This is a genomic window from Kitasatospora sp. NBC_00240 (assembly GCF_026342405.1).
Classification (GTDB): Bacteria; Actinomycetota; Actinomycetes; order Streptomycetales; family Streptomycetaceae; genus Kitasatospora.
Genome location: NZ_JAPEMU010000001.1, coordinates 7,008,398 through 7,020,751, shown reverse-complemented (window position 1 = coordinate 7,020,751; position 12,354 = coordinate 7,008,398). Strand labels below are relative to the sequence as shown.

Sequence of the window (12,354 nt, the reverse complement as noted above, 5' to 3'; positions counted from 1 at the left end):
ACGGACATCCGACCCGGACATCCGACCGGGACATCGAGCGCCGGCACTCCTAGCGGGCCGGATTGTCACGATATGGTGCGAATCATCCCGGAGTCGATCCCGCCGAGGTGCCCGTGCTCTGGCCGCTCACCGTCCTGCTCGTCATCCTCGTCGTGACCCTCGCCGTCGGCCGGCTCGTGGACCAGGTACTGCAACGGGTGGCCGCCCGGCGCCCCGAGGCACCGGTCTGGCCGCTGCTCCGGCGCTGCCGGATCCCGCTTCAACTGGTGGTCCTCGCCTCGCTGCTGATGGCGACCCGGCCGCTGGAGCGGGCCTTCGGCATCGAGGGCGACGGACCGCGCCACGCCGAACTGCTCCTGCTGCTCGCCGCACTCGGCTGGCTCACCGTCCGGGTCGTCGCGGCCGGGCTGGAGGCCTTCCTCAGCCGGTACGGCACCCGCACCGGGGACCTCGCCCGGCTGCGCCGGGTGCGCACCCAGATCGGGATGCTCCGCCGGGTGGTCGGCGCGGTGATCGTGGTGGTCACCATCGCCGTGATGCTGCTGACCTTCTCGGCGATGCGCGCCGTCGGCGCCGGGCTGCTCGCCTCGGCCGGCATCCTCGGCATCGTCGTCGGCATCGCCGCCCAGTCGGCGCTCGGCAACTTCTTCGCCGGCCTGCAGATCGCCTTCGGCGACACCGTACGGATCGGCGACACCGTGGTGGTCGACGCCCAGCAGGGCGTCGTCGAGGAGATCACCCTCTCCTACCTGGTGATCCTCCTCTGGGACCAGCGCCGGCTGATCGTGCCCGTCTCGTACTTCGTCGACCGACCCTTCGAGAACTGGACCCGCGAGGACCCGGGCATGCTCGCCTCCGTCGTCCTGCACCTCGACCACACGACCCCGGTGGACGCGCTGCGCGAAGCCCTGCACCGGTGCCTGGGCGCCTCCCCGCTGTGGGACGGCACCGCCTGGGCGGTCCAGGTCATCGACAGCACCCCCAGCACGCTGGTCGTCCGGGCCACCATGACCGCCCGCACCCCCGACGACGCGGCCCTGCTCCGCTTCACCGTCCGGGAGCAGCTGATCGCCTACCTGCGGGACGAGCACCCGGGCGCGCTGCCCCGGTTGCGCACCGGCGAGGGCTGACGGGCGCCGGGGCGCACGCGGGGTCGACAGCTCCACCCCGCGCGGCCGGTCCGGCCGACGAGCGGACCGGCCACCCCGCTACCCCTGCTCCGACGGCAGCCGGGTCAGTGACAGGCCCTCCCCGGGCGTGCCCTCCGGCGCGGCCACCAGCTTGAGACCGGGCACGTCCAGCAGCTGGGCGAGCCCCGGCGCAGGCAGCCCGGAACGCATCCCGCCCTCGGGCGTCGCCCCCGGCGGCGCCTCGTGCCGGTGGACGTGCTTCTCCCCCACCACCAGGAGGAACTTCCCCTGCTCCCGGCCGACCCGGTCCCCCGCGACGGCGTCGGCGACATAGGTGTTCATCCGCGCCGCCCGCTCGTACAGGGCCCACGGTCCGGCGCCGCGACGGGCCGGGTACCCGTCGACGACCTGCACCCGCACGTTCTCCGCCTTGGCCGCCTCCAGCATCTGCCGCAGGCCGTTGTCCGGCCGCGACCCCTGCGTCCGGTCGTAGAGGCCGACCATCGTGTCCAGTTCCGGCGGCATCGGCGCCGTCCGCGGGGCCGCCAGGTAGGCGTCCAGGAACCGCTGGTAGCTGTCCCCGCGCAGGGCCTCCAGATACACGGTGTCGACGCCCTGCTCCCGTAGGGCGGCCATGTTCTGCTTCAGGAAGGGCCAGCTGTCGGAGGCCGAGTGCTTCTCGCCGAGGACGAAGCCCGGGTGCTCGGCGAGGACGCCGGCGGCGCCGGTGATCGCGTCCGGCGCCCCGTGCAGCACCGCGTCGACCCGGCCGAGCACGGCCGGTGACAGCCCGGCGGGCGCCCGCAGGGTGTCGGCCACCACCATGGCGTCCAGATCCTCGCGGCGGCGGTCCTGCCCGGCCCAGTAGTCGGCCGTCCGGTGGTCCAGGCGGCCCGCCGTCTCGATCCGCTCCTGCCCGGTCCCCGCCCACTTGTCCGGACGCAGCCGCAGGATGGTGTCCTCGGTCAGGTTCCTGATCCGGCTTGCGAGCGCCGAGGAGCGCTCGTTGAGCGTGGTCGGGTCCAACTCGGTCCGCAGAGTGTTGGTGCGCTTGTTCAGGTGGATCCCCGCGAGGGGCGCCCCGGACCCGGACGGCATCGTCCGGTACTTGCTCCAGGGGCGGTCCTGCCGGGTGAGGATCTCCTTCAGCCCGTTCACGCCCGCCGGGGTCCGCAGCAGGGCCCCCGCCTTGTCGAAGGCCTTGTGGAACACCGACTGCCGGCCCGGTTCGGCCGTCCGGATCGGGAAGAACAGCGCCGGACCGGTCGGGTGCTCGTGCAGGGTGCGCCCCCGCCGCGCCGCGCCGGGCCGCTCGGCCCGCACCGGCAGATCGGCCCCGGTGGAGGGCTCCGCCCGTCCACCGGCCGGCGACACCCGGCCGGTGGTGAACTCCCCGCCGGGCCGCACCGGCACCGGCCGGTGCGACGGACCGGCGCCCGGATCCGACCCCGGCCGGCCGAGCCGCTCCGGAACGGCCGCCCCGGCACCCTCGTGCACCTCCGGCCGCACCGGCCCCGTGATGAACGACGACCCGGCGGTGGCCACCGGTCCTGCGGCGTGCGCCGAGCCTGCGGCATGCGCCGGCACCGGACCGGCGTGCCCGCCGGCGAACCCGGCGGCCGCTCCGGGCAGGCCCGGCAGCGCGGCACCCGCCGAGGCGGACGACTGCGCCACCGGATGCCCCTCCGGGGCGGGCGCGACCGGCGCACCGGCCTCGGCCACCGCCGGCCCGGCGGCCAGCCGGGGCCCCTGCGGCAACTCCGCGCCGGGGTGCCCGGCCATGGGCCCGGACTCCGCCGGACGCCCCGTCACCGGACTCTCCGCGGAGGGCAGCCGGAGCTGCGGAACCTCCGGCGCCCGCCCGGCGCCACCCTCCGACAGCCGTCCGGGCTGACCGGGCTCGCCCGGCCGACCCGCCGCCACCGGCCCTTCGCCGGAGGGCAGGTGCAGCGCCGGCACCTCGGCCGCATGCCCCGGCCGACCGGCCGCCTGCACCGGCTCGTGCACCCCGGCCGGGCCTTCACCGCCCGCCGGATGCACCGGAGTCGGATGCGCCCCTGCCGGATCCGGCAGCAGCGGGTGGGAGATTGGTCCCTCCGGACCTCCGTGCGCCGCGCCGACCGGCCCGGCCTCGTGCGGCGACGGCGCCCCGGGAGCCACCGCACCGTCGTGCGCCGACGGCGCGAACGCGTGCACCGCCGGGCCCCCAGCCTGCTGCCCGGACGGTACGAACTCGTGCACCGGCCCCGCCCCGCCCGGCCGACCCGCGGCCCCCGCCTCGGGCCCTGCCTCGGACACCGGCAGGTGCGCGGCCTCGGACACCGGTACATGGCCCGGTACGTGGCCCGGTGGCTGCCCGGCCACGTGGCCCGATCCGGGCGCGGCCTCCCCGGGAACGGCGCCCGTGGGCCCCGCGTCGGGGTGCGGCCGCCCGGCTGCACCGCCGGTCAGGGCGTCCCCGGAGACCCGGGCGTCACCCGGGTACGCCGGGGCCGCGCCCTCGCCCGCCGCATGCGGCGAAGGCCGGCCGTCGCCCGGAGCCACCGAGCCGTGTGCCCCGCTTCCGGGCGCGGCCTCGCCGTGCCCCGGAACAGTCCCGCCGTGCCCCGGGGCAGTCCCGCCGGGCCCGGACACGGCGTCGGGGTGCCCGAAGGCCGCGCCCCCGGCAGGAGCCGCGAAGGCATGCGCCGGCGCCTGGGCCCCGCCCTCCGGTGCCGTCAGGTGCGCCGCACCCGTAGCCGCCCCCGCGCCCGCAGGCCCCGGACCGGCCTGGGCGGCAGCACCGTCGGCAGCCGTCGCGGGCCGGTGACTCCCGCCGGACGCGCCCTCCTGCCCGCTGCCGCCGGGAGCGGCGTTCGTAGCCGTGGAAGGTGCGTCGGCCGGGACGGACCGGGCCGTGGTGACCGGATCACCCGCCGGAACCCCGTCCCGGGGCGCGCCACCGGACGGCACCGGGCCACGGGACCCGTCCTCCGGCACCCCACCACGGGAACCCTCCTCCGGCACCGGACCACGGGACCCGTCCCCCGCCGGGACGTGCGTACCGGCGCCGGGCTCCGCCGCCGGGCCACCGCCCATCGGCACGCCGCCGTGCGGCGCCTCCGCGGGCGCCCGAAAGTGCGCGCCCAGCGCGGCGCCACCGGCGTGCAGGCCGGCGCCCGCGGCTCCGCTGAGCCCGGAGCCGAGCAGGCTGTGACTGTCCACCTCGCCGGTGGTCACGACCTGGGCGGCGACGTCCGCACCGACGCCGACCGCCGCGCCGGTGACCATCCGGCCGGGCACGGTGCCCATCGCCCGGCCCAGCCCGATCTTCGAACCGGCCGAGCCGAGGCCCTTGCCGAGCAGGTTCCCGGCGGCACCGGCCACCGCGCCGGCCGCGGCGCTCTGGCCGACCTCCTTCAGGTCGATGCCGCTGCGGTGGCCCTCGGCGACCTGGATGGACTGGGCGAGCAGGTTGATGGCGGCCATCTGGACCGCCTGCTTGGCGGCGAACTCCAGGGCCTCGACCACCAGCTTCTTCAGGATCTGCTGGACGACCGTACGGCTGATGCCGACGAACACCGGGATCTCGGCCAGCGAGAGGCCCGCGGTGAACGGCGCCTCGAACTCGGCGGTGGCGATCTCGAAGGCCAGGATGCCGAGTTGGGCGATGATCTGGATCTTCGCCGTCTCGGCGGAGTTGGCCATCGCCTCCAGCATCTCGCCCATGCCCTCGCAGGCGGTGACCAGCCCGGGGAAGGCTCCGGGCTCCTCCTCGCCCTTGCCGACGGTGAACTTGGCCCAGTACTCGGTCAACCGCGTGGCCGCCACACCCTGCTGGCCCTCCAGCGCGCGCCTGATGCCGGCGTCCGCGCCCTCGCCGACGTCCTTGAGGACGCTCGCCGTGCTGCGCCAGTGCTCGGCCATGCCGCGCAGGCCGTCCTCGTCCGCCTCGGGCCACCGGGTGCCCGCGAGCAACAGCAGGACCCACTGCAGGGGTTCGGGGAGTTCGACAGCCATCTCAGTGCCTCCCACCGGTGCGGCCACGACCGATGTCACGGATCACCGCGCCGGGCACCGCCGGCACCGGCGGGCCCGGCACCGCGGCGCCTGCCGAAACGGTGGAGACGGCGGAGACGTTCGGGGCGGTCGGCAGCGGCGCGGCCGCCACCAGGTCCTGGCCACGGCCGCGCAGGCGGGCGACCACGCCGGACTCGGCGTTCTCGTAGTTCTGCGCCATCGCCTTCAGGCCCTCCGCGATCCGGTGCAGGGCCGGGGCGAGCGTCTTCAGCCCCTTGAGGGTGGCCGCGCTGTACGCGAGGTAGCCCTTCTCCCCCTGGGCGAACTGCTCGCCGGCGTGGTCGCCGCCCCAGGGCTCGGTGGCATTCATGCTGGTCAGGTACTCGTCGAGGCCGAGGTACAGGCGGGAGAGCCGGTCCGAGGCGGCGAGCACCGGCGAGGCGGCCGCCCGGTACTGCTCCGGGGCCACGGTGAAGCCCGTCCCCGCGGACTTCGCCGCGGCCGGGCCGGTACTCGCGGCCGCCGCGGCGGTATCCGCACCGGCGGCCGGTGCCGCCGGTGCCGGCACGACCGCGCGTTCCACCAGCATGGTCGCCGTGCCGGCGCCCGAAGGCCCGGCGTCCGACGGGCGGGCCGCCGGGGTCGCCGTCTCCAGCCCGCTCGCAGGGACCGGCACGGGTGGGCGGGCCCCGCCGGGCTCGTGCACCTTCGTACGGAACAGATCTTCCATGACGCTTCCTCACCGACGTGTGCCGCCCGCCGGTCGGCCGACCGGTGCGCGGAATGGCTGCGGGCCTCGGCCGTCGGCCGGCAGCCCGCGCGTGACTGGTTGTTCGTGGGGCCGGTTACGGCCGGGAACCCGGCCCGGACGCCTGGTCCGTGGCCTGCTCGACGGCCTGCTCGACGGCCGGCTCGGGGATCTGCGCCGGGCCGGGGGCCGCTGCCGGCGCCGTGGGCCGGCCGGCCGAAGCCGAGGCCGGAGCCGGCTTGTCGAACTCCCCGGCGGCCGCGAGCTTCGCCAGCGCGGCACGCAGTTTCGGGCTCGGCACCCGGTAGCCGCCCTCCTCGCGAAGCCGGACGGGCTGCGCGGCGGCATCCGGCCCGGCCGGGGCTCCGCCGGGCGGGCCCCCGTCGGCCCGGCCCGCCTCGGACCGGAGGACCGGGCCGACTCCGGCACCGGCACCAGCACCAGCCCCCGCCGCCGCCGCACCCGCACCCGCACCCAGCCCGCCGCTGCCCTCGGCCCCGCCGGCCGCACCCGCCCGGGGGCCCAGCACCACCCCGGCCAGCTTCGTCACCAGGTCGTCGGCCGGCTCGGGCGCCTCCGCGTCCCGCTGCCCGCGGGCCGGCGGGGCTCCGGCCCGATCGGGCGGGCCCGCGTCGGTACGGGCCTGGTCCAGCCACCGGCGGTGCGCCCGCCGCGCCCGACGGTCGTCGGCCACCACCTCGGCGGGCCGGCCGAGCACACCGGAGTCGGCGACCGCTGCTTCGTCCTCGGGGAGGTCCTGACCGACCAGGCCTGCCCGGCGCCCGGCCCGCGATCGCTTCTTCCCGGCTCCGCGGCCGCCGCCAGGCAGCCCCGCCCCGGGCTTGGCCCCGCCCGCACCGGCGCCCCCGGCCGACGCCGGACCGGCTCCGCGCCCAGCACCGGCTCCCGCCGCCGGGACCGTCCCCGAGGCCGACAACTGCCGCCGCGTCCCCGGTGCACTCTGCCCGACCGTGCCCGTCCGGCCGGACGCCGTACCCGCCCCCGCACCGAGAGTCGCTCCAGGACCGGCACCCCGAAAGCCGGTCGGGCCCACGCCCCGGGCCCGACCCGCCATCCCACTGGACCCACTCGACGCACCCACCCCACGAACCTCAGGAGCAGCATCGACACCAGCCACACCGCCCGCCCCGACCGGACCACCGACACCACCGACGCCGCCAGCACCTCCGACTTCCCCGACAGCACCGGCGAAGCCGGCCAGGTCCAGGCCCGGCGTCGTCACGGCGCCAGGCCGACAGGGCACGCCGCCCGCCGGGCCGGGGACCTCGGCGGAGGCGAACCCCGTACGCGGTTCCCCGAGCGTGCCCGCACCGGCGAGCGCTGGCCGTACCGCACCAGCCGTACCAGCCGTACCGGCCGCCGGTCCCGCGACCGGGGCGCCGTCCGCCGCACCCGTGGCCGGGCCGCCCCGGCCGCCGGCACCGGCGAGCTCGCAGACCTGGCCGGCGTCGTCCATCCGCTCGACCACGCCGGCACTGCCCCGGAGCATCGAGGCGATGTCCGCGGACGCCTGCCGGACGTCGCGGCGGCAGGCGTCCGCCACCGGCCCGACCACCTGGGAGCGCCCGGCCGCGTCGGGCACGGCTCCGAGCGCGCCCCCGTCCAGGTGCTCCTTGACGGTCCGGAGCCGGAGCACCATCGCGCTCTTGGCCCGGGCGACGGTGTCGGACGCACCGCGCAGGCAGCGGGCCATGGCGAGCCCGATCTCCAGCGTGGTGACCGCGTGCGCGTCCTCGCGGCCCGCGTACTTCTCCAGGTACTGCTGGAAGCTGTCGGCGGCCTCCCCGGACATGTGGGCGGCGGCCTGCCGGGCGCTCGCCACGATGGCGCGCACCTGCGGGTCGGCCGCGCGGTTCCAGGCGTCCCAGGCTTCGGCGAGCTCCAGGAGCTGGTCCTCGTCGCCGTCGGGGAAGGCCGCCGTCGCGCCGGCGTCCTCGCTGCGGACGGTCTTGAGCACCTCGGCCAGGTCGGCGGGCAGCTCGATCATCGGTGATCACTCTCTCGGACGGACCGGACCGGCCGTACTCGGCGGGTCTGCTGAAACGTGGAGGGACCGGGCACCCCGGCCGCACCGGCCGGCCTCCCGAACCGGGGCCGGCCCGGGGGACCGGGGACGCACCGGACCGTCAGCCGATCGGCGCGGGCGGGGCCGGAGCGGCCCCGCGGAGGATCCCCTCCAGCTCGGCGGCGTGGCCGGCGTCGGCCTCGCGGTACTCGCGGCACATCAGCAGCAGGTTCTCGGCCATCGCGGCGGAGTTGCGGAGGTAGCGGCGGATTCCGTCGAGGGCCCGCTCCTGGTGCCCGACCAGCCCGTCGGCGCCTCGGCCGTCGCCGAGCAGCGCGACGCCGAGCGGGTCGGTGCCGTAGGCGGCCCGGGACACCCGCCCGACCGCGGTCCCGACCGTGCCGGCCGGCGGCTCCAGCTCCCGCACGGCCGCCTGGATCCTCCTGGCGGCCGCCTCGACCTCCTGGATCTCGATCCGGAACGATCCGCTGCTCATCCGATCCACCCCCGCCGTCCCACCCGTACCCACCGTCCCGCCGTACCCGGCATCAACACCGGACCCGACGATCCCGCACGCGCGTAACTGATCCGTAAGCCCGGACCGGGCCGCCCCCAGCCACCCCGGAAAACGCCGAAGGCGGTGCACCCCGCACCGGGGATGCACCGCCGTCCGACCGCCCTCACACCGTCCCACCGCACCCGACCGGACCCCGGGACCCACCGGCCCCACCGGCCCCACCGGTGACCCCGCCACGCCGACGACCCCGCCACGCAGACACGCAGGCCCCTCCCCTCCTCCCCCGGCACGCAAAAGGCGGTGCACCCCGCACCGGGGCGCACCGCCGTCACACCATCAGCCCCCGAGCGGGGGCAACCGCTACAGCACCCGGGTCATCGTCCGGTGCGGGATGCCCGCGTCCAGGTACTCGGGGCCCTCGGCGGTGTAGCCGAGGCGCTCGTAGAAGCCGAGGGCCTGGACCTGCGCGTGCAGCTCCAGCTCGGTCGCACCGCGGGCCCGGCCGGCCGCCTCGACGGCCCGGACCAGCACGGCGCCGAGGCCGGTGCCGCGGGCCGCCTTGAGTACCGCGAGCCGGCCGAGCAGGACGCGTCCCGGCAGGCCGCCGGTGATCTTCAGGGCCTGCTCGCCGTGGATCAGCCGGGCGGTGCCCAGCGCGGTGCCGTCGGCGCCGATCGCGAGCAGGTGCTCGGAGGTGGCGTCGAGCTCGTCCCACTCCTCGTCCTCGGGGATCTGCTGCTCGACGATGAAGACCTCGCGGCGCACACCGTGCACCAGCGCCAGGTCCGCCTCGCCCTCGGCCACCCGGATCACAGGCATCACAGGCGTCACAGGGGTCACAGGGGTCATCTCAGCTCTCCGAGGAGATCACGTCGAGGGCCTTCTGCAGGTCCGCCGGGTACTCGCTGCTGAACTGCACCCACTCGCCGTCGGACGGGTGCTCGAAGCCGAGCGAGACGGCGTGCAGCCACTGCCTGGTCAGGCCGAGGCGCTTGGCGAGCGTCGGGTCGGCGCCGTAGGTGAGGTCGCCGACGCAGGGGTGGCGCAGCGCGGACATGTGCACCCGGATCTGGTGGGTGCGGCCGGTCTCCAGCTTGATGTCGAGCAGCGAGGCGGCGCGGTAGGCCTCGATCAGGTCGTAGTGCGTGACGGACGGCTTGCCGGCCTGGGTGACGGCCCACTTCCAGTCCGAGCTGGGGTGGCGGCCGATCGGGGCGTCGACGGTGCCGCTCATCGGGTCGGGGTGGCCCTGGACCAGCGCGTTGTACTTCTTCTCCACCACGCGGTCGTGGAACTGCCGCTTGAGGTCGGTGTACGCGCGCTCGGACTTGGCGACCACCATCAGCCCGGAGGTGCCGACGTCGAGGCGGTGCACGACGCCCTGGCGCTCGGCGGCGCCGGAGGTGGAGATGCGGTAGCCGGCGGCGGCGAGGCCGCCGATGACCGTGGTGCCGGTCCAGCCGGGGCTGGGGTGGGCGGCGACGCCGACCGGCTTGTCGACGAGCACGATGTCGTCGTCGTCGTGGACGATCCGCATGCCCTCGACGTGCTCGGCGACGATCCGCACGGGCGCGGCGGGGGCGGGGATCTCGACCTCCAGCCAGGAGCCGGCCATCACCCGGTCGGACTTGCCGGCCGTCGCCCCGTCGATGGTCACCTTGCCGTCGGCGGCCAGCTCGGCGGCCTTCGTCCGGGAGAAACCGAACATCCGGGCGAGGGCGGCGTCGAGTCGCTCGCCCTCCAGGCCGTCGGGAACGGGGAGGCTGCGGGTCTGCGCTGCGGTACTCACCCGTACGAGTATGCCGGACCGCGGGGCCGGTCCTTACGCACCGGCCGCCGCGACCACGGAGGCAGCCGCTGCCGCGAGGCCCTGGGCAGTGCCCGGCGCGGTGCCCCCGCGCTACTCGCCGTCCTTCTGCACCGGCCCCCGGTCGCCCCGCTCCGCGGCGTCCCGGGCTCCGGACCCCGCCTCGGTGTCCGCCTCGGCGTCCGCCTCCGGGCCGGCCTTCGGCTCGGCCCGGCCGTCCTGCTCCGGGTCGGCCTTGGCGGCGGCCTGGTGGGTGCTCCCGTCCGGGTTGCTGCCGCGGAAGGAGAGCAGGACCACCAGGATGCCGCCGCAGACGATGGCGGAGTCGGCGAGGTTGAAGACGGCGAAGTGCTGGACCGAGATGAAGTCCACGACGTGGCCGCGGAACACCTCGGGCGAGCGGAACAGCCGGTCGGTGAGGTTGCCGAGCGCGCCGCCGAGCAGCATCCCGAGGGCGATCGCCCACGGCAGGCTGTAGAGGCGGCGGGCGATCCGCCAGATCACCACGATCACGGCCGTCGCGATCATGGTGAAGACGATCGTCATCGCCTGGCCCATCCCGAAGGCGGCCCCGCCGTTGCGGATCACCTGGAGGGTGACCACGTCACCGAGCACCGCGATCGGCGAGTGGCCCTCCAGGCGGGCGACCACCAGCAGCTTGCTGCCCAGGTCGACCAGGTAGGCGAGCAGCGCGACGACCAGCAGGACGCCGATCCGCCGGCGCCGGGCGATGCCGGTGGCGCCGGCGGCCGGGGCCGGATCGGGTTCGGCCGCCGACGCGGGACGCGCGCCGTGCACCGTCTGCGCGCTCTCCGCCACCCGCGCGGGATCCTGCTCCGCGCCGGTGGGGGTCTGCGCCGGAGCGGCAGTGGTCGGGACGGAATCGTCCCGTGTCTTGGGGGAACCTGGCGTACTGATGATCCGCTCCGCTGCCGCAATGAGGTCCCCCCGGCCGGAGGCTGGGGGAGGGCCGACGTTACGGGGTCGAGCGTACGGCAAGCCCGGCCCCGTCCGACGCCCTGGCTACCGCCGTTCCTGCTTCGCCTTGCACTGCACGCAGAGCGTGGCCCGCGGGAAGGCCTGCATCCGGGCCTTGCCGATGGCCTGGCCGCAGGACTCGCAGACGCCGAAGCCGACGTTCTCCAGTCGGGCCAGTGCCCGCTCGGTCTGGGCGAGGCTGTCCCTGGCGTTGTTGGCGAGGGCCAGCTCGCTCTCGCGCGAGATGTTCTTGGTGCCCGCGTCCACCTGGTCGTCGCCGGCGCCGTCGTTGGAGTCCCGCATCAGGCCGGTGATCGCGGCCTCGGAGGCGTCGATCTCGGTCTGCAGGCGCTCCAGCTCGGTGATCAGCTCGGCGTGCAGCTCGGCGACCTCCGCGGAGGTCCAGGGGTCCTCACCGGCGCGTACGGGCAGCTCGGCCGGGTCCACCGACTCGGCTCCGCCACCGGCCGCTCTGGCCCCGGTTCCGACGGGCGTGCGGGTACGGCCGGGCGCTGCCACGCGCCCGGCGCCGGTGCTGGTCTTGTGCCGTGCAGTGGTCACGGTCCCCTCCCCTGGTTCGCCTGCCACGGCCTTGCGGGCCCGCTTGGTTGCGGTGCTCGCGACGGTTGTCTTCTCAGCCATGGCTTTCGACCCCATCTACGAATGAATCGAGCCGCCGGTTCCCGGCGGCCTCCAGTGCCGGAACGATAATCCCCATCAAATCCGGTCACAACGTGACATACCGATACGCCCTGCCGATCCCACCCGGCCAGCCGCGCCCAACCGCACCTGCCCGCGCGCTGACCAAGTTGTGCCCAGATCGTCATCCGCTAATCACCCCCGCCGTCTCCGACCTGCACCGCAGACCGGGGCGCCGGTGACCGCCGGGGCGGCCGTCCGGCGCCCGCGCCGGGAGGCGGAGATCGGGCGGGGCCCGCCGAGGCCGGGCGATTCGCGGTGCCAAACCGACTTGCCGGGGCCGATACACTGGGCCTGCAAGGCGCAGATGGGACGAGTACCGACGTACGCAGCCACCAGCGACCCGGGGACGGTGCGAGCCCGGGGGTGTGCACGGCGGGAAGATCACCCCGGAGCCGCCGGAAGAACGGCCCCACCGGCCCAGTAGACCCGGCAGCAAGCCCAAACAAG

General features: G+C 76.1%; 8 protein-coding genes and 1 pseudogene. 1 reads left to right on the top strand and 8 read right to left on the bottom strand.

The genetic code is table 11. From position 1 onward, the window contains the following. Positions 1-107: 107 nt before the first annotated feature. Positions 108-1,130: a mechanosensitive ion channel domain-containing protein gene (locus OG689_RS30030; RefSeq protein WP_266323982.1), complete on the top strand. Its 1,023-nt coding sequence runs from the start codon at positions 108-110 to the stop codon at positions 1,128-1,130. A gap of 78 nt (positions 1,131-1,208) precedes the next feature. On the opposite strand, the gene OG689_RS30025 is transcribed toward OG689_RS30030, so the two are convergent. From OG689_RS30025 to OG689_RS29990, 8 genes and pseudogenes are all read right to left on the bottom strand, one after another. After that, on the bottom strand, positions 1,209-5,129 hold the full coding sequence (locus OG689_RS30025; RefSeq protein WP_266323981.1) for a hypothetical protein: 3,921 nt from the start codon (positions 5,127-5,129) through the stop codon (positions 1,209-1,211). Position 5,130: 1 nt separating this feature from the next. Then, positions 5,131-5,859 (bottom strand): hypothetical protein, encoded by a 729-nt coding sequence (locus tag OG689_RS30020; protein WP_266323980.1) that lies wholly within the window; start codon positions 5,857-5,859, stop codon positions 5,131-5,133. Positions 5,860-5,974: 115 nt separating this feature from the next. Next, entirely contained in the window at positions 5,975-7,885 is a 1,911-nt protein-coding gene (locus OG689_RS30015) for a hypothetical protein (protein ID WP_266323979.1), read from the bottom strand. A 139-nt stretch (positions 7,886-8,024) separates the two neighbouring features. Then, the gene (locus OG689_RS30010) at positions 8,025-8,399 is read right to left on the bottom strand and encodes a hypothetical protein (protein ID WP_266323978.1); all 375 of its coding nucleotides are present in this window, start codon (positions 8,397-8,399) and stop codon (positions 8,025-8,027) included. Between the two features lie 381 nt (positions 8,400-8,780). Next, entirely contained in the window at positions 8,781-9,239 is a 459-nt protein-coding gene (locus OG689_RS30005) for a GNAT family N-acetyltransferase (protein ID WP_266323977.1), read from the bottom strand. Positions 9,240-9,270: 31 nt separating this feature from the next. Further along, positions 9,271-10,209: an RluA family pseudouridine synthase gene (locus OG689_RS30000; protein ID WP_266323976.1), complete on the bottom strand. Its 939-nt coding sequence runs from the start codon at positions 10,207-10,209 to the stop codon at positions 9,271-9,273. A gap of 264 nt (positions 10,210-10,473) precedes the next feature. After that, a pseudogene (gene lspA, locus OG689_RS29995) lies at positions 10,474-11,025 on the bottom strand (signal peptidase II); the annotation flags it as partial. A gap of 225 nt (positions 11,026-11,250) precedes the next feature. Then, positions 11,251-11,766, bottom strand: a complete 516-nt coding sequence (locus OG689_RS29990; RefSeq protein WP_266323975.1) for a TraR/DksA family transcriptional regulator — start codon at positions 11,764-11,766, stop codon at positions 11,251-11,253. Between the last annotated feature and the right edge of the window lie 588 nt (positions 11,767-12,354).